At 59.0% G+C, this 18,728-nt stretch carries 15 protein-coding genes; 7 read left to right on the top strand and 8 right to left on the bottom strand.

Annotated features, from left to right (window positions below; genetic code table 11):
• The first annotated feature begins 2 nt into the window (after nucleotides 1-2).
• The 7 genes from glmU to ED655_RS07665 all read left to right on the top strand — a co-directional run bounded on the left by glmU (nucleotide 3) and on the right by ED655_RS07665 (nucleotide 8,623).
• A complete protein-coding gene (glmU, locus tag ED655_RS07695; protein ID WP_122049668.1) occupies nucleotides 3-1,370 on the top strand; it encodes a bifunctional UDP-N-acetylglucosamine diphosphorylase/glucosamine-1-phosphate N-acetyltransferase GlmU in 1,368 nt (455 codons plus the stop codon).
• On the top strand, nucleotides 1,370-3,193 hold the full coding sequence (glmS, locus tag ED655_RS07690; RefSeq protein WP_122049667.1) for a glutamine--fructose-6-phosphate transaminase (isomerizing): 1,824 nt from the start codon (nucleotides 1,370-1,372) through the stop codon (nucleotides 3,191-3,193). Before glmU ends, glmS begins: the two co-directional genes overlap by 1 nt.
• Before the next feature lie 43 nt (nucleotides 3,194-3,236).
• Nucleotides 3,237-4,208, top strand: coding sequence for a glycine oxidase ThiO (gene thiO, locus ED655_RS07685; RefSeq protein ID WP_122049666.1), 972 nt, complete (start codon nucleotides 3,237-3,239; stop codon nucleotides 4,206-4,208).
• Between the two features lie 122 nt (nucleotides 4,209-4,330).
• A complete protein-coding gene (gene thiS, locus ED655_RS07680) occupies nucleotides 4,331-4,528 on the top strand; it encodes a sulfur carrier protein ThiS (protein ID WP_122049665.1) in 198 nt (65 codons plus the stop codon).
• A 3-nt stretch (nucleotides 4,529-4,531) separates the two neighbouring features.
• The gene (locus ED655_RS07675; protein ID WP_122049664.1) at nucleotides 4,532-5,299 is read left to right on the top strand and encodes a thiazole synthase; all 768 of its coding nucleotides are present in this window, start codon (nucleotides 4,532-4,534) and stop codon (nucleotides 5,297-5,299) included.
• Nucleotides 5,300-5,301: 2 nt separating this feature from the next.
• On the top strand, nucleotides 5,302-5,913 hold the full coding sequence (locus ED655_RS07670) for a thiamine phosphate synthase (protein ID WP_122049663.1): 612 nt from the start codon (nucleotides 5,302-5,304) through the stop codon (nucleotides 5,911-5,913).
• 130 nt (nucleotides 5,914-6,043) lie between these two features.
• Nucleotides 6,044-8,623: a cation:proton antiporter gene (locus ED655_RS07665; RefSeq protein WP_122049662.1), complete on the top strand. Its 2,580-nt coding sequence runs from the start codon at nucleotides 6,044-6,046 to the stop codon at nucleotides 8,621-8,623.
• Between the two features lie 329 nt (nucleotides 8,624-8,952).
• On the opposite strand, the gene ED655_RS07660 is transcribed toward ED655_RS07665, so the two are convergent.
• From ED655_RS07660 to tmk, 8 genes are all read right to left on the bottom strand, one after another.
• A complete protein-coding gene (locus tag ED655_RS07660) occupies nucleotides 8,953-10,455 on the bottom strand; it encodes a SpoVR family protein (protein ID WP_122049661.1) in 1,503 nt (500 codons plus the stop codon).
• Between the two features lie 2 nt (nucleotides 10,456-10,457).
• Nucleotides 10,458-11,768, bottom strand: coding sequence for a YeaH/YhbH family protein (locus ED655_RS07655; RefSeq protein ID WP_122049660.1), 1,311 nt, complete (start codon nucleotides 11,766-11,768; stop codon nucleotides 10,458-10,460).
• Nucleotides 11,769-11,790: 22 nt separating this feature from the next.
• Complete coding sequence (locus tag ED655_RS07650) at nucleotides 11,791-13,737, bottom strand: PrkA family serine protein kinase (RefSeq protein ID WP_122049659.1); 1,947 nt, start codon at nucleotides 13,735-13,737, stop codon at nucleotides 11,791-11,793.
• Nucleotides 13,738-14,013: 276 nt separating this feature from the next.
• Nucleotides 14,014-14,799, bottom strand: a complete 786-nt coding sequence (locus ED655_RS07645; RefSeq protein ID WP_122049658.1) for an MBL fold metallo-hydrolase — start codon at nucleotides 14,797-14,799, stop codon at nucleotides 14,014-14,016.
• Nucleotides 14,796-15,578: a TatD family hydrolase gene (locus ED655_RS07640; RefSeq protein WP_122049657.1), complete on the bottom strand. Its 783-nt coding sequence runs from the start codon at nucleotides 15,576-15,578 to the stop codon at nucleotides 14,796-14,798. The genes ED655_RS07645 and ED655_RS07640 overlap by 4 nt, the downstream gene beginning before the upstream one ends.
• Nucleotides 15,579-15,589: 11 nt before the next feature.
• A complete protein-coding gene (gene metG / locus ED655_RS07635) occupies nucleotides 15,590-17,131 on the bottom strand; it encodes a methionine--tRNA ligase (RefSeq protein ID WP_122049656.1) in 1,542 nt (513 codons plus the stop codon).
• Nucleotides 17,128-18,069, bottom strand: a complete 942-nt coding sequence (locus tag ED655_RS07630) for an AAA family ATPase (protein WP_122049655.1) — start codon at nucleotides 18,067-18,069, stop codon at nucleotides 17,128-17,130. The genes metG and ED655_RS07630 overlap by 4 nt, the downstream gene beginning before the upstream one ends.
• Nucleotides 18,066-18,725 carry a dTMP kinase gene (tmk, locus tag ED655_RS07625; protein WP_122049654.1) on the bottom strand — a complete coding sequence of 220 codons (660 nt, stop codon included), beginning with the start codon at nucleotides 18,723-18,725 and terminating at the stop codon, nucleotides 18,066-18,068. Before tmk ends, ED655_RS07630 begins: the two co-directional genes overlap by 4 nt.
• Between the last annotated feature and the right edge of the window lie 3 nt (nucleotides 18,726-18,728).

Genomic DNA, 18,728 nt, shown 5'->3' with positions numbered 1-18,728 from the left:
ATATGACATCATTTTCCTTTTCCGACGGCCAGCCCGTCCGCCATCACAAACCGACGACTGCCGTCATCCTCGCAGCGGGGCTAGGAACGCGCATGCGTTCCGCCCTGCCCAAAGCCATGCATCCTCTTGGTGGCCGCCCCATGATCAGCCACCTCATCGAGACTGCGAGCCGCGTCTTCGATCGAATCGTCGTGATTGTGGGACCGGACATGCCAATGCTCGAAAAGGCAGTCTCTCCCTGCCCGTGTGTGGTCCAGGTCGAACGTCTTGGCACGGGGCACGCGGCCTGGATGGCCGAGGCTTTGTTCGGTGAAGGTGATGTCGCGATCCTTTACGCCGACAATCCCCTGATCACGACTGAGACCATGCAGGCGCTTCTCACTGCCCGACGCGAGGCGGGAACAATGCTTGCCCTGCTTGCCATGCGTCCAGCCGATCCTGCGAAATACGGGCGTGTTGTGCTTGAAAACGGGTCGGTGAGGGAGATCATCGAGTTCAAGGATGCGAGTGAGGAACAGCGCGCCATTCAGCTTTGCAATGCAGGCGTATTATGTGCCTCTGCTGATGATCTGCGGCGCTGGCTCGGCAAGGTGGGCAATGACAACGCACAGGGCGAATACTACCTGACGGACGTCGTGGCCCTTGCTGCGCGTGAAGGGGACGTACGCCATGTCGAGGCTCCTGCCGAAGAGCTGGCTGGCATCAACTCCCGTGCAGAACTCGCGATTGCGGAAGGGACCCTCCAGCGGCGTCTGCGCCTGGCCGCGCTTGAAGCCGGTGTGACCCTGATCGCACCGGAGACGGTTTTTCTCTGTACAGATACCGTTATCGAGGCTGATGTCGTGGTCGAGCCCAATGTCGTTTTTGGCCCCGGTGTGACGGTGCGCAGTGGCGCAAGAATTCGCGCTTTCAGTCATCTGGAAGGTTGCGTGGTAGGTGAGGAGGCGCTGATTGGTCCCTATGCCCGTCTTCGTCCCGGCACGATCTGTGGCAAAGCCTCCCATGTCGGTAATTTCGTCGAGCTCAAGGCCACCGATCTGGGGGATGGTGCCAAGGCAAATCATCTGACCTATCTGGGTGATGCCAGTATCGGCCCGCGCACCAATGTCGGTGCAGGCACCATAACCTGTAATTACGACGGTGTGTTCAAGCATCGCACGACCATTGGAAGCGATGTGTTCGTGGGGTCTGACACCATCCTTGTGGCCCCGATATCGATCGGTGACGGTGCCTTGCTGGCGGCTGGCAGCGTACTGACCGAAAATGTTGAACCGGGTGCTCTAGCGTTGGGACGGTCGAGACAGATCAACAAGGCATCGCGCGGCCAGGCAATATCGTCTGCCCTGCGGGCAAAAAAGGAGAATGGCTGATGTGCGGCATTTGTGGCGTAGTTGGCCATCAGAACGCGACACCTCTCGTTGTCGAAGCGTTACGTCGTCTTGAATATCGCGGTTATGATTCGGCTGGTATTGCCAGTCTGGTGGATGGACATATCTCAAGGCGCCGCGCGGCCGGCAAACTTGATAATCTGCAGGCCGTGCTTGATATGCAGCCGCTCGAGGGCATGACGGCAATCGGACATACGCGCTGGGCCACCCACGGGCTGCCGAATGAGACCAACGCCCATCCGCATGCCACAGATCGCGTCGCCATTGTTCACAACGGTATCATCGAGAATTACGAAGAGCTGAAAGCCGAAATGCTGGCGGTGGGTCGCCAGTTCACCTCGGAGACCGACACGGAGTGTGTTGCCCAACTGGTCGATTTCTATCTTCATCAGGGGCTATCCCCGCGAGAGGCGGCCAGCAAGACATTGGGGCGCCTTCAGGGCGCCTACGCGCTTGCCATGATCTTTGCCGGGCATGAAGGGCTCATGATTGGCGCCCGCCACGGGGCGCCCCTTGCGGTTGGTTTTGGCGAGGGGGAAATGTTTCTCGGCTCGGACAGCCTCGCTCTGGCACCACTCGCCCGCAAAATCGCCTATCTTGATGATGGTGACTGGTGCGTACTCAGTCCTGACCAGGTCGAGTTTTTTGATGCGGCAAATCAGCGTGTGCAACGCCCTGTGCAGACGATAGCGCTCATGGCCGGGACTGTCGGCAAGGATGGCTATCGTCACTACATGGAGAAGGAACTGCACGAACATCCGGTCGTGATCGGGCAGACGCTTCAGCGCATTATCGATCCCGTCACACGCGAGATCAATCTGCCGGTATTTCCATTCGAGATGGCCCAACTTCCACGCGCTGTGATCACGGCGTGCGGATCGGCCTTCTATGCCGGGCTGATTGCGCGCTACTGGCTGGAAGCCGAGGCAAGGCTCCCGGTTGACATAGATGTCGCGTCCGAGTTGCGCTATCGCAATCCGCCCCTGACGCCGCACGGCATGGCGCTCATGATCTCCCAGTCTGGCGAGACAGCCGATACGCTTGCTGCCTTACGCAGCCTTCGCGAGCGCGCGCAGCACATCGTCTCGATCCTCAATGTCGAGGGCAGCACGATGGGCCGCGAGAGCGACGTGGTGCTTGGCATGGTAGCTGGCCCCGAAATTTCGGTTGCGAGCACCAAGGCCTTTACCGCGCAGCTTTCGGTGCTGGCCGTGCTCACAATCGCTATCGCCCAGGCACGTCATGCCATGTCGGAGAAACGCGCGGGCGATCTGCTGGCCCATCTGCTCGATCTTCCTTCGCGGGCATCAGAGGTGTTTTCCCGAGAGAGCGACATTCAGGCCATGGCGGCCTCTGTGGCCGAGGCACGTGATGTGCTTTATCTTGGTCGTGGCATCTGTTTCCCTGTCGCGCTGGAAGGGGCACTGAAACTGAAGGAAATTTCCTATATTCACGCCGAGGCCTATGCTGCAGGTGAGATGAAGCATGGACCGATCTCCCTTATCGACAAGGATGTGCCGATTGTGGTGATCGCGCCCTCGACGATCCTGTTCGACAAGACACTCTCCAATATTCAGGAAGCCAAGGCACGTGGTGGACGGATCATGGCCTTCACGGATGAAAAGGGGGCTCAGCGACTGAGCGGTATCGCCGAGCATATGGTGATCCTGCCGGAGGTGGATCCCTTTGTAGCGCCGATCCTGTATACGATTCCTGTGCAGATGCTGGCTTATGAGGTGGCCCTGCGCCGCGGGACGGACGTGGATCAGCCTCGCAACCTCGCCAAGTCTGTCACTGTGGAGTAGGCTCGTCGCAAAAGAGTCTGAGCCTTAGCGAGGAGCGTTCGACATGACGGGACCGGGGCCGAAAGTGTTGATCAAGGGAGCCGGGGTCGCCGGTCTGGTGACGGCTGTGACGCTGGCAGAGCGAGGGGCGCAGATTACCCTGCATGAGGCGGGCTCTCGCATTGGTTCCGGGGCATCATGGTTTGCCGGTGGCATGCTTGCCCCCTGGTGTGAAGCGGAGTCTGCGCCAGAAGAGGTGACCCGTGATTCGCTCACTTCGCTCTCATGGTGGTCTGCTCATGTGCCAAATGTTGCTCATCGGGGCAGCCTCGTCGTGGCGCCTCCGCGCGATCAGGTGGAACTTGCGAGGTTTGGCAGACGCACCAGTCATTTCGAGACGATAGATGCCGGGCGCATCGGCCAGCTCGAACCCGATCTCGCCGGGCGTTTCGACCGTGCGCTCTATTTTCCCGAGGAAGGACACGTTGATCCCCGGATAGCCCTGAAGGGGCTGGAAGCGCGTCTGGTGGATCTTGGCGGCCATTTCAGGTTCGACGCGGATCCGATGGAAGACACCTTCGACTGGGTGGTGGATTGCACGGGCATTTCAGCACGAGACAAAGACCCGGCGTTGCGTGGCGTGCGCGGCGAGATGATCCTCGTACGTTGCCCGGAGGTAACGCTTCATCGCCCGATACGTATGCTCCATCCGCGCATACCCATCTATATTGTTCCGCGAGATAACAATGTGTTCATGGCTGGCGCGACAATGGTGGAAAGTGATGATACCCGTGAAATCACGGTGAGAGCCATGAGCGAATTGCTCAACGCGCTCTACACGCTGCATCCTGCTTTCGCCGAGGCCGAAATCATTGAGGCCAGTGCAGGGATACGACCATCTTATGCAGACAACGTGCCGAAAGTGCACCGCGATGGAAACAGGATCTCCGTGAATGGCATGTACAGACACGGGTTTCTGCTCTCACCGGCACGGGCTGCCGAGGTGGAAGCAATTGTGTTTGCCACGCCGGGTTGAGGCGTTTGCTCCGGCGGCCTAGGGTGGGCGGGATCAAGAAGAGTAACGCCGAGATGGTACGAAATTGACCATCCGCGCCAACGCGGCCGGGCCAGAACGCCTGATAGTGCAGGAGACTCACCATGATGATTCTGGTGAACGACGAAACAAAAATCGTGAAGAACCATCTGCTTGCAGATGTTATCATCGAACTTGGCTATGGCGAGACCAAGGTGGCAACTGCAATAGACGGCCAGTTTGTCCCACGTTCCGCACGCCCCTCATGTCCCCTTCATGAAGGCTGTCGGCTGGAGATCCTTGCGCCGATGCAGGGTGGCTGACCAATGCTGGCCTATGGAACCGAACTGAGTTCGCCCCTCATGCTGGGCACAGCGCTGTATGACAGCCCGGCCGTGCTCGCAGGAGCCGTGCATGCGGCTCGTCCTGGTGCGGTAACGGTATCTCTCCGCCGTGAATCGGCGGGTGTGCAGGCAGGTCAGGCTTTCTGGGAACTGGTGCGCAGTCTGGATGTGCCCGTTCTGCCAAACACGGCCGGTTGTCATACCGTGCGCGAAGCCGTGACCACGGCCCAGATGGCGCGTGAGGTATTTGATACGGACTGGATCAAGCTTGAAGTGATCGGGCAGGGGGATCTACTCCAGCCAGATGTGTTCTCGCTGGTCGAGGCGGCGCGTATTCTGACGGAAGACGGTTTCAAGGTGTTTCCCTACACCACCGAGGATCTCGTGGTTGCCGAGCGGCTATTAAGGGCGGGTTGTGAATTGCTCATGCCCTGGGGCGCTCCGATCGGGTCGGGCAGGGGGCTGAACAATCCCTTCGGGCTCCGTGCGTTGCGTGCGCATTTCCCCGATATACCAATGGTGATTGATGCCGGCATAGGTCGACCCTCCCATGCCGTAGAGGCTTTCGAGCTCGGCTATGATGCGATCCTGATCAATACGGCAGTGGCAAAGGCTGGTGACCCTGTTGTGATGGCAGAGGCGTTTCGTCTCGCCTGCGAGGTCGGGTGTCTGTCACGCAAGGCCGATCCGATGGATGAACGTGACATAGCTGTCCCCTCTACACCAACCCTTGGCAAGGCGAGTTTCTGAAAATGACGTCACGACTTCCATCCCCGATCTATCCGGTTGTGGATCACCCGCGCTGGGTCGATCGGCTGGGTGCTGCGGGCGCGCGCTTTGTTCAGCTGCGCCTGAAGGACCTGGACCCAGAAACCCTGCGGGCCCAGGTTATCGAGGCGCAGGAGGCTGCGGCACGTCATAATGTCAGGCTGGTGCTCAATGACTATTGGCAACTCGCGATAGAGCTTGGCATAGATTACATTCATATCGGTCAGGAGGATCTGGATACGGCAGATCTGGATCAGATCAGGGCCGCGCGTGTTGCTTTCGGTATCTCGACCCATTCCCATGAAGAATTGCAACGCGCTCTCTCGGTCTCACCCGATTATGTGGCACTGGGCCCCATATGGGAAACAAGGCTCAAGAAGATGATATGGGGCCCCCAGGGCGTCGAGAAGCTGCGTGAGTGGCGTGATTTGATCGGTCCTGACATGCCCCTGGTAGCGATCGGGGGTATCACGCTGGAGCGTGCGCCGTCCTGTATAGCCGCGGGCGCTGACAGTGTTGCGGCCGTGTCGGATTTCATCGCCACGCCTGATCCGGAGGCGCAGGTGAGGGATTGGCTCAGGGCTTGCCAGAACTGACCTGCGGACCGGCGTTCCACGGAAAAGTAGAGTAATATTTCCATTATGCTCCGCCTGGTGCACTCGCGGAGTCGTGAGGTTTCGCGTATAGCATCCAGGTCTGTGCACAAATAAGGGAGAACACCCACCCATGATGGTGACGGGACTGGCTGCCGTGATTCTGGCGCTGGCGCTTCTGATGGTCCTCATCAGCGCCGTGCAGCCTTTGGCCCGACGCTGGGAGGTGTCGGAAACGGTCCTGCTTGCTCTTGCTGGTATCGGTATCGGCGCGACAGCAGATCTACTGTTGCGTTCATCCCTGACCGAAATCTTCGACGGGGCTGCGGAGACGCTGCTCTATTTCCCGGTCAATAGTGAAGCGTTCCTCCTAATCTTCTTACCAATCCTCGTATTTCAGGGGGCGCTCGCGATTGACGTGCGACGCCTGGCGCATGAGACGGCAACAGTGCTGCTTCTCGCTGTGGTGGCTGTGCTGGTTTCGACCCTTACAATCGGTATGGCGCTCTATCCCTTCGCCGGACAGACGCTTGTGGTCTGCCTGCTGCTGGGATCAATCGTTGCAACGACCGACCCTTCAGCCGTTGCGGGTATTTTCCGCGAGATCGGGGCTGCCTCGCGCCTGACACGGCTGGTTGAGGGTGAGGCGCTGCTCAATGATGCCGCGGCTATCGCTATATTCTCGATCCTGCTCGCCTCGGTTACCTCGCATCGACATATCGAGCTTGGTGAGACAGTCATTGATTTCTTTGCGTCATTTGGTGGCGCCATGATTGTCGGTGTGGCGGTCGGCCGTTTGACCCTGCTGATGATTGCAGGTCTCGGCGGATCGGCGGCAGCGGAGATCACGCTGACCCTGGCCCTGCCATATATCGTCTATATCCTGTGCGATGAGTTCCTCGGTTTCTCGGGGGTTGTCGCCACGGCAGCTTCCGGCCTGACAATGTCGGTCTACGGGCCCTCGACCTTCAGACCTCAGGTCTGGCGCTTCCTGAACGAACTATGGGTCCAACTCGTGTTCTGGGCGGGTTCTCTGGTCTTCGTTCTCGCATCCATGCTGGTACCACGTCTGTTGATCGGCATGACGCGCTGGGATTGCGTGCTGATCCTTATCGCGACGGTTGCCGGATTGCTGGCGCGTGGGGCCGTGGTGTTTGGCCTGCTGCCCATTCTTGCTGCCTTCAAGCTTTCGCCTCCCGTTCCAGCGCCCTTCAAGACGACGATGGTCTGGGGCGGGCTACGCGGCGCCATTACGCTGGCGCTGGCGCTGGCAGTGACCGAGAACCAGCGCGTTTCGACTTCGACGGCTCACTTCATCGGGATCATCGCGACAGGGTTTGTGCTGATCACTCTTTTGGTGAATGGCACGACGCTCCGCTATCTTGTGATGTTTCTCAAGCTCGATCAATTGCCTGCCATCGATCAGGCGATGCGCCATCAGGTGCTCAGCAGCGGTTTAGCACAGGTTGCCGAACGCACCCACAGCCTTGCTGACGAACTGGGTTTTGGGGCAGGGACCCAGAAAACCATCATTGGTCAGATCGAGCGACGCGCACAGGAAGAGAGCGAGGCCAATACCTTCGATACCGCTCTTGGTGATCGTCAGCGCGTGACGCTGGCACTGATCACCATCGCCAATCGCGAGCGTTCGCTTCTGCTTGATCTGTTCCGCATACGGGGCCTGTCGAGGCGCGTCATGGAGACGCTTCTGCGTTCTTCCGAGGCAATGGTCGATGGAGCCCGCCTGGAAGGCCGGTATGGTTATGTGAGAGCCCTGCGACGGCGGTTGCGCCCTACCATGCGGTTTCGCATGGCGCAGATGTTGCACCGGCGCTTTCACATCGATCAGCCGCTTATGCACTGCATGTCAGAGCGCTTCGAGATGCTGGTGATCGCGCATCTTGTCTCGCTGTCACTCATGCGCTTCATGCATCAGCGCCTTGAACCAACACTCGGTAACCGCATTGGCGAAATCGTTTCCGAGGTTCTCGGACGTCAGCGCCGTATGCTCGATGATGCGCTGGAAATGATGCGCCTGCATTATCAGGGTTATTCGGAGGCGCTGGAAAGCCGCATTCTTCATCAGATCGCCTTGCGCCTCGAGGAAGAGGAGTATGACGAGCTCCTTTCTGACAACCTCGTCAGCGAGGAGCTGCATCGCGAATTGCTCAAGGATGTCGAAAAGCGCCAGGAGCGCCTTGAAAAGCCGCTACGCTTCAATCTCAAGAGTGGTATCGAGCAGAGATTGCGGTCGTTTCCGGCGTTCCGTGGCGTGCCGGACGGCGTTCTTCATGATCTCGCGATGAATATCTCGCTGCGTTTCGCTTCGCCTGGTGAGGTCCTGCTTAAGCGTAACGGCAAGATCAGAATGGTCTATGCTGTCGTAGCGGGACTGGCGGAAGTTCATATTGCCGAACAGGATGTGCAGTTTGGGGCAGGGGACCTGATTGGGGCTGCGCCATTGATCAACGAGACGTTCTCAAGGGGTACGGTGCGTACTCTGCAGTTCTGTCATCTGCTCGCCATACCGGCATCGTTGTTCCGTCGTCTGGTCGAGGATTATCCGATCGTACGTCGAACGATTGACGAGCGTGCAGAAGCGAGGCTTGCAGACGGGCATCGCCTGTCGCTCGTGCTCGGTGGGGACAAGGAGCCGTTCATCCCGGCGAGAGAACTTATCAAGGCGGAGAGGGATACCTCCAAAAGCTCCTGACCGGGTTTCGCCTATGTGCCGGGAACGACCCCGGCGCATAGATGGTCCATGTATAATGCTTATTCCTCGTTCAGTGGTCATCAGCGTCGTGGCTGAAATTTTTCAGGTCCAATCAGCGGCCATACAAGGTGGTGATCCGTACGCCTCGGAGCAGCCCTTATTCCGCATATATAATAGTTCGATAAGATATATTATGCCAACTAGCATATCAGCTCATGGGCTGGAGGCCTGATGTTGCAGTGCCGCGCGCGTGGATTTTATCCCTAAATCGCCGGCGCGACAGCCCATCGCGCCGGCGTTCCATCCGCCGACGCGCTGCTTGAGTGTTCTCATGCCAAGGCATAGCTGCCCAGTTCAGCGCCGGTCTGGCCATCGACTTCCTTGAGGATCACGCCATAGCCCCAAAGCTGGCCCAGATGTTCCAGCGTCAGCCTTGCATCCGTAGGTTGCAACAGCTTTCCCGGTCGCGTGCGGTGCTCAAGCCGCAGGATACGATCTCCAGTGAGATCGGCCCCGACGATCTCGATTTCCTCAGCAAGCAAACCGGGATCGTAGGACGCGGCCACAGAGCGACGAATGTCTCGATATCCCCCGTCGTCATGAATTGCATCAACCAGCAGATAAGGCTGGCTGAGATCATCCTCCAGCCTGAACAAGCGGAAGTCACGGATCACCTTGGGTGACAGGAATTGCTGCACAAAGCTCTCATCCCGATATTCAGCCCAGGCGTGATGAAGCGTGCCCACAGGGTCCTTGTTTCCTGCATGATCGGGAAACCAGCGGCGATCCTCCTCAGTCGGGTCAGTACAGACGCGTGCGATATCGCTCATCATGGCAAAGCCAAGGGCGTAAGGGTTGAAGTTCGGCCCTCCCCCCTCATCAAAACCACGTTGGGTGATCACATTGCTCGTTGAATGGATGACCTCCAATATAGCCGCGTCATCGATCAGTTTCTTGTCATGCAGGCGATGCATGATGAAATTGTGCACCCAAGTCGCACACCCCTCATTCATAAGCTTCGCCTGGGGTTGCGGATAGAAATACTGTGCGATCAGGCGCACAATGCGGATAATCTCGCGCTCCCAGTTCGCTAGTCGCGGCGCGTGTTTTTCGAGAAAATAGAGGATGTTTTCTTCAGGCAGACCAAGGCTTACCATCTGATCATCTGTGGCGCCGCTCCCGGTATTCTGACCCTGCGTCTCTGGCAGCGTGCGCCACAGATCGTTGAACTGCTCATCCTCGTAGGCGCGCCTTTCACGCGCGCGTTCCTGCTCCTGTCGCAAATCGAGGCGCTTGCTGCCTGTATGACGGTCGACCCCTTGCCCCTGCAGGGCATGGGCCGCATCCAGAATACGTTCGACAGCCTTGATGCCGTATTTCTCCTCGCAGCGCGCTACATAGCCACGCGCAAACTCAAGATAGTCCAAGATCTGGGTTGAGTCGGTCCACTCTCGAAAAAGCCGGTTGTTCTTGAAGAAATGGTTATGCCCGAATGCCGCATGGGCGATAACGAGCGCCTGCATAGTGGCCGTATTTTCTTCCATCAGATAGCTGATGCATGGGCTCGAATTGATAACGACCTCGTAGGCTAGACCCATAAAGCCGCGCTTGTAGGCGTTCTCATGCGATACGAAGCGTTTACCCGCCGACCAGTGCGGGTAGCTGATCGGCATACCGTGCGAAGTATAGACATCAAGCATCTGCTCTGAGGTGATGATTTCAATACGATTGGGATACGTGTCGAGACGTAATTCCTCGCTCGCAATACGGTCGATCTCGCCGTAGCAATCCCTGAGTGTCGAAAATGTCCAATCGGTGCCGGTATAGAGCATGATCACTCCCCTGCCCGTTCGGCCGCGCGACGGGCGAACAGATCTCTGAAAACCGGAAAGATATCGCGCCTGTCCTGGACCTGACGCATGGCGAGTTGCGGTGTGCTGTCAGCGATATGCTTGTAACCACGCCACAAATCGGTTTCGCTGCGCAGCAACGCACCACCCATACTGACTTCGACATAGGCGAAGTACTGCACGACAGGCAGTATTGCCTCGGTCATCAGGCGGTTAACCTTGTTCATGTCCGATGAAATATTATCGCCGTCCGAAACCTGTGCGACATAGACATTCCATTTGTCAGTCGGGTACCGCTCAGCCTGGATCTGATGCATCAATTCCAGCGCGGTGGAGACAATTGTGCCGCCTGTCCGAGGATCGGTGAAGAATACGTCCTCATCGACTTCTTCGGCAGTTTCGGCGTGACGAACGAAAACAATCTCAAGCTTCTCGTATCGCTTTTCGAGAAAGACATGCAGCAGGAGGAAGAACTGCTTGCCCAGTTCCTTCATCTTCTCGGTCATGGAGCCGGAGACATCCATGATGCAGAAGATCACGGCCTGCGTGGTCGGTTTCGGGACAGGGGTAAAACGCCGATAGCGCAGGTCGACCGGATCGACCCAGGGAATACGCGCGAGGCGTTGGCGCAAAAGGTCGCGCTCGTCGCGCAGGCCTTGCAACCGCACGAACTGCTCGTCGGAAAGAGGACGCGCCTCCTCCAGCGCGGCGATTTCGGCTTCGATTTCGAGCAATTCCTGCGGTTTGGGACGTTTGAGGCCGATACGTCGCCCCATTGACCGGCGCATGGTGCGACCGAGATCGATCTGTGAGGGTGAGCCGTCGCTTGTCAGGCCAGACCGGCTGGTTGCGAGCGTTGTTGTCGAGGCAATCTCGCGCTTGACGAGATCAGGGAGTTCCAGATCGTCGAAAAACAGATCGAGAAACTCCTCGCGTGAGAGAACGAAGCGGTAGGAATCCTCGCCTCCACCCTGATCGCCCGCACCACTTCCCTCACCCGCTCCCTCGCCTTCACCACCCGGCGGCCGGCGCAGCCTGTCTCCCTTTACGAACTCCTTGTTGCCTGAGAGCACGATATGGCGTGCACCGGCGCCGAAATGCCGATGAAAGCTCGGCTCGTGGAGGACATCGGCCGGGATCGACACCGCACTGTCCTGGCCTATTTCTCGTATGCGGCCCTGTGCCGCGGCATCGCGCACGGCGCTCTGTATCGCCTGACGCGCCCTTGTCAGGACGCGCTGGCGGTTTTCGGTATTCTTGCCGTGCGGGTTCGGGCGCCTGTCTATGATTTCCATGAAACGCTCCGTGAAAGAGAGATCAGGCAGACTGCTTGACGCGCATGTACCACTCGACCAGTCGCCGCACCTGACGTTCGGTATAGCCGCGTGCGACCATGCGGCTGACAAACTCGTCATGTTTGCGCTCGCTCGTGCTGTCCTTCTTCGAGCCGAAGCTGATGACCGGCAGCAGATCCTCGACCTGACTGAACATGCGCTTTTCAATCACATCACGAATTTTCTCGTAGCTGGTCCAGGACGGATTGCGACCGCCATTGCTCGCCCTCGATCGCAGGGAGAACTTGACCACCTCATTGCGGAAATCCTTCGGGTTCGCGATGCCGGCTGCTTTTTCAGTCTTGCTGAGCTCCGCGTTGAGCAGGTCGCGGTTCATCAACTGGCCTGTGTCAGGGTCCTTGAAGTCCTGATCCTCGATCCAGGCATCCGCGTAATCGAGATAGCGGTCAAAAAGGTTCTGGCCATAGTCATTGTAGCTTTCCAGATAGGCTTTCTGGATTTCATTACCGAGGAATTCGGCATAACGCCGTGACAGATCGGATTTGAGCGAGGCCAGATAGGCCGCCTCGACCTCAGCCGGGAACTGTTCGCGTCGCACGGCCTGTTCAAGCACATACATCAGATGCACCGGATCAGCCGAAATCTCGGAGGGGTCGTGGTTGAATGTGGCGGACAGGACCTTGTAGGCGAAACGCGTGGAGATGCCCTCCATGCCTTCATCCACACCGGCACTATCCTTGTATTCCTGCATGGCGCGGGCCTTGGGGTCGGTCTCGCGGATGTTCTCACCATCATAGACGCGCATCTTTGCGAACTGCGTCGAGTTTGGGTGGGATTTCAGCCGCGAAAGCACCGCAAACTGCGCCAGCATCTCGAGGGTGTGCGGCGCACAGGGGGCGTCGCCCAGAGCCGACGACTGGATCAGCTTCTCGTAGATTTTCGACTCTTCGGTCACGCGCAGGCAGTAAGGCACCTTGATCACGCATACGCGGTCGAGAAAGGCCTCGTTGGTGCGGTTATTGCGGAAGGACTGCCATTCGGCTTCGTTGGAATGGGCAAGGATGACGCCGGTGAAGGGTATCGAACCGATATTCTCCGTGCCGACATAATTCCCCTCCTGCGTTGCCGTCAGCAACGGGTGCAGCATCTTGATGGGCGCCTTGAACATCTCGACAAATTCGAGAATGCCCTGATTGGCGCGGTTGAGCCCGCCGGAGAAACTATAGGCGTCGGGGTCGTTCTGGCTGAAATTTTCGAGCTGGCGGATATCCACCTTGCCGACCAGAGCCGAGACATCCTGGTTGTTGTCGTCACCGGGCTCGGTCTTGGCGATAGCGATCTGGCGCAGCTTCGACGGATTGAGGCGCACCACGGTAAAACGTGAGATATCGCCGTCGAAATCCTCCAGTCGCTTCAGTGCCCAAGGGCTTGCAATGCCGGTCAGGACACGGCGGGGGATATTGTACTGCGCCTGAAGCGAGTCCGCGTAGCGCTCCGGGTCGAACAGACCGAGCGGGCTTTCGAACACAGGGCTGATCTGCCTGCCTGCCTTGAGCACATAAATGGGCTCACGCTCCATGAGGGTTTTGAGCCGCTCACCAAGCGAAGACTTGCCGCCACCTACCGGGCCAAGGAGGTAGAGAATCTGTTTGCGCTCTTCCAGCCCCTGCGCGGCATGACGGAAGAACCCGACAATCTGCTCGACCGCGTCCTCCATGCCATAGAAATCGGCGAAGGCCGGATAGGTGCGCACCGTGCGGTTCATGAAAATACGGCTGAGACGCGGGTCGCGCGCTGAGTCGAGCATGACCGGGGCGCCAATCGCCTTCAGCATGCGCTCGGCGGCGCTGGCATAGCAGCTGGGGTCTTCACGGCAGAGAGACAAATAGGAAGCCAGTGACATCTCTGTTTCCCGGCGTTCCTCACGGTAAGAAGAGGCCAGCGTAAAGACGTCCGAGAATGCACTCATGACTCGTATGCTCCGATGAGGCCTGCCACTAAGCCGGGGGCGAAACGGTCACACCCACCGATAGGAAATCAGGCGATAAGTCGGGAAGTCAGGCTTTGAGAGACGACAAAGGGTGCGGAAGCATGAAATGCTCCAACATGGTCAGGAACTGGCCGGAATGACCGGATTTGAGGGGAATTCTCGCTATGAAAATTGGTACCGGACTCACCCGATATGCTGACGCTATCGCGATGTAGAGCCGCGCTTCAACAAAAAAACGGTTAATCGAAGAAATATTTAAACCGTGAGAACCATGCCGTCATAGCCGGGCTCTATGCCGTCGGGCAGACGCTGGCGGAGTGTCTCGTAATCGAGCGCAGGTCCCATATGGGTCAGGATTGTGCGCTCGGGTTTCAGGCGTGCACACCATTCAATAACCAGATCAACCCAGGCATGAGCCACGTGAGGCTCATACTGGAAACACCCAACAACCCAAGTTTTTACGCCTGAAAGGACCTCCAGCGATTCCTCACTGAGATACTCGACATCGGTCGAATAGGCGAAATCGCCGCAGCGCAGGCCGATCGTCGGAATACGGTAATGGCGCTGCTCGAAAAGCTGCAGATCGAGATCGCAGATTGCCAGCCTGTCGGTGGGGGTGATCAGATGCGGCTCCGGCACAGGGCGGAAAAACCCGGTACCGCTCCACGGCCGGAAGGCATAGCTGTAGCGCGCCTCAAGCTCGTGCATGACCGTATCGGTAGCATAGAGCGGAAGCGGTGCATCGAGCATGCGATTGATGGCGCGGAGTTCATCCAGCCCGGCCACATGATCCGCATGTTCGTGGGTGTAGAGAACGGAATGGACCACGCCGATTTTCTGGCGCAGGAGCTGGGCGCGCAGATCGGGTCCTGAATCCACCAGCAAACGCTTGCCGCTCTCGGCCTCGATGACGATGGAGGAGCGCGTTCGCTCGTTGCGGGGATTGGTGGGGTCGCAGGCGCCCCAGATCCCCTCACCCTGTGCGCCGCCAACCATGGGGACGCCGCCGGAACCACCACAACCGAGGATCGTGACTTTCATGCGGCGCGCTTGAACAAGGCGTGAAAGTTACGTGTGGTGAGTTCGGCCAGAGCGGTATTCTCCACGCCGCGTTCCATCGCCAGCCGCGCAGCAGTGTGGGCCACGTAGCCCGGCGTGTTAGGCTTGCCGCGTTTTGGCACAGGCGCAAGGAACGGGCTGTCGGTCTCCACCAGCAGTCGCCCCTCAGGTATGGCGCGTGCAACCTCGCGAATGGTCTCGCATTTGGGGAAGGTCAACAGCCCTGAAAAGCTGATATAGCCCCCCAGATCGATGGCGGTCCGGGCCAGTTCCATTCCTGAGGCGAAGCAATGGAGCAGAAAGGGAAAAGCTCCTTTCTCATGTTCGTCATTTAGTATGGCCGCGACATCATCATCGGCCTCCCTGGCATGGATCACCAGCGGCAGCCCGGTCTGGCGGGCGGCATCGATATGAACCCGGAAGCTATGGGCCTGCGCGTCGCGCACCGACGGCGCGCCATGCAGGTAATCCAGCCCTGACTCTCCAATGCCGATGACATGCTCCGGCCCGGCGAGACGGATGATCGTCCCGACCTCTGGCGTTACTTCTTCACCCACATGGTCGGGATGGGTGCCGATCGCGCACCAGACCCGCAATTCGGGCGTGTCAAAACGGGTCAGGTCGATTTGCGTCTGCGCCCGTGAGATGCGCGTGCCAATCGTCACCATGCCTGCCAGTCCATGTTCACGGGCCAGTGCCAACGCGGCAGGCACGTCGTCCAGACGCTCCAGATGGCAATGAGAGTCGATCAGGCCTGTCATGGGTTGGACGGTCACGCTGCAGTCTCGGACTCGACATAGCGGGGGAACAGACCCTGTGGTGCGGGCAGCGTAATACCGGCATCGAGCGGTGTGGCGAGGGAGGCGAAATCGCGTGCAGTCTCAGCGACACCAAGCTGTGTGAGCAGCTTGTCCATGGTCCCCGGCATGTAAGGCTGCAGCAGGATGGCGATATGGCGCATCGCCTCATGCAACACACGCAGAACCGTGGCCATACGCACGAGATCGGTCTTTTTTAGCGCCCACGGGGCCTGACGGTCGATATAGCTGTTGCAGGCACGGATGACCTTCCAGACTTCTTCCAGACCATCAGTCAGGGCAAAGCGTCCCATCTGGCCGCGCAGGAGTTCGGGCAGCAGCGATGCACTGGCCAGAAGCGCGTTGTCATCTTCGCTAAGCGCGTCAAAGGCAGGCAATGTGGCGTCGCAGTTTCGGGCGATCAGGCTCAGTGTGCGCTGGGCCAGATTGCCGAGATCATTGGCGAGCTCGACATTCAGGCGATTGACCAAGGATCGCTTGCTGAGATCCGAATCACCACCAAACGGGACTTCGCGCAGCAGGAAGAAACGCACAGGGTCGAGGCCGTAGCTGGCCACCAGATCACGCGGGTCGATGACATTGCCGATCGACTTGCTCATTTTTTCGCCCTCGATCGTCCACCAGCCATTGGCGAAAATCGAATGCGGAAGGTCGATCTCGGCGGCCATGAGGAAGGCGGGCCAGAACACGGCGTGGAAGCGGATGATATCCTTGCCGACGATATGTGCCGAGGCCGGCCAGTATTTCATGCGCTCAGCGCTGAAATCGGGATAGCCGAGCGCCGAGAGGTAGTTGGTCAGGGCATCGAACCAGACATACATGACATGATCGGCATCACCAGGGACCGGGATACCCCATTTGAAGCTGGTGCGGCTGATGGAGAGATCCTTCAGCCCCTGACGGACGAAACTGACGATCTCGTTGCGTCGTCCCATCGGGCCCAGAAATTCGGGGTGCTGTTCATAGAGCGCCAGCAGCCTGTCTTCGAACGCGGAGAGACGAAAAAAATAGGAAGGTTCGCGAACCCACTCGACGGGCGCACCCGTCGGGGCTGTCTTGCGGCCATCCGCATGCGTTGTCAGCTCGTCTTCAGAATAGAAGCACTCGTCGCGCAGCGCGTACCAGCCTTCATAGGCGTCGAGATAGATATGACCATTTGCGGCGACCTTTTCCCACAATGCCTGAGCGGCCTTCTTATGGCGCGGCTCGGTGGTGCGGATGAAATCGTCATAGGAAATGCCCATCGCATCCGCCATGCTGCGGAAATCGGCTGCGATGCCATCCGTAAAGCTCTGGGTATTGATACGGGCAGTCTGCGCCGCCTGTTCCACCTTCTGTCCGTGTTCGTCCGTACCGGTCAGGAAAAACACGTCCTTGCCATCCAGACGGTTGAACCGCGCAAGCACGTCGGCAGCGATGGAGGTGTAGGCGTGGCCGATATGGGGTGCGCCATTCACGTAATAGATAGGGGTGGTGACGTAGTAACGTGAGGTCATGGAGCACTCGCTATGGCGGCTGCCTGTCTGACAGCCTGATTCTTGTCCAGATTGAACCGCTCGGTCTCGCGCTGTAGCGCCTGAAGGGCGGAGAAAGCCTCGGCGGCCTGGCTGGCCTCGGCAAGCTTCCCCTGCCCCGCCAGTGTTCTGGCGCGGTCTGCAAGCCCCCCTCCTAGCAAAGAACAGAGCACGGCAAAACCGTCATCGTGACGCAGGAAAGCGGCAAGACTGTCTGCATCGGGTGTTTCGCCGGTCGCCAGCAGCGCCGTGGCGAGATCGCGCGCCGCTCTGTCTGTGCCCTGATCGGCAGAAAGGATGCGGCCGGGCGCACCATGCGCCTGCGCGACAAGGGTCTGGAGTTCGGCAACGCTTCTGCCCTGCGCCCTGAGCACGGCGGCCGTCTGCTCGGTGGTTAGCGGGGCCAGCCCCAGCAGGCGGCAACGGCTTCTGATGGTGGGCAACAGGGCCGAGGGTGCCGGACAGGTCAGGAAAAACACCGTATCGGTGGGCGGTTCCTCAAGCAGCTTGAGCAGCGCATTGGCCGCGTTGCGGTTAAGGGTTTCCGCAGCATCGACAATGACGACGCGCCAAGATCCGTCCGCAGCCGTATGATGCAGAAAATCCTGCACGGGGCGGACGTCATCCACCACGATTTCCTGACGCATGCGCTTGCGCTTTTCGTCCATGCGCCGGGTGATCAGCAAAAGATTGGGATGGGTGCCCGCCGTGATCTGTCGTCCGGCACGGCTCTGCCGATCCGTACCATTTAGCAGCACTCTGGCGCAGTCGAAGGCAAAGCTCGTCTTGCCGATGCCTGAATCGCCATGAATCATCCATCCATGATGCAGGCGACCGGATTCCAGCGCCTGTCGAAACAGGGCTTTTTCCGCCTCATGCCCGATCAGGGCAGTCGCAGCCGGGTTCTCTGTGCCACTCATGAACCGCAGGGTGGCGTGTCGATGCGTGAACCGATCAGGCGAGGCGCAACAATAGCCATGATTCCGGCGGCGACTTCTTCCGGGGTTCGCGAGGCATCGACCCGTTTGACCCGGTCCGGATCCTGTTGGGCGACCCGCGCAAAGCCCTCGGCAATACGGGTATGGAAGGCTTCCTGCTCCTGCTCGTAGCGGTCCAGCCGCCCGCCCCTTGCCGCCACACGGGCAGTCCCGATTGCCGGGGGAATTTCGAGCATCAGGGTCAGATCAGGCTCGCAGGCCAGCAAGGCGCGCAGGGACTGGATGAACGCAAGCGTGGTGCTATCGCCCTTGGCAAGACCATAGCCCTGATAGACGAGGGTTGAGTCATGAAAGCGATCGCAGATCACGATCTCACCCCGCGACAAGGCAGGAAGGATGACGCTGTCGAGATGATCGGCACGCGCCGCCATATGCGCCAGAGCCTGTGCCCGCAGGGAAAGAGGCGCCTCGTTGAACAGGATCAGTTCACGCAGGGCCTCGGCCCCCGGCGAGCCTCCGGGCTCGCGGGTAAGAAGTACTTTATGCCCTGCGGCAATCAGGGCCGCGTGCAAGAGGCGGGTCTGGGTGGATTTCCCCGCCCCTTCGCCGCCCTCGAAGGTGATGAACAGCCCGCTCACGCC

Origin of the sequence: Asaia bogorensis, from assembly GCF_900465345.1 — a bacterium.
In the GTDB taxonomy this organism is placed as follows: Bacteria; Pseudomonadota; Alphaproteobacteria; order Acetobacterales; family Acetobacteraceae; genus Asaia; species Asaia bogorensis_A.
This window is presented reverse-complemented; position numbering and strand designations above follow the sequence as displayed.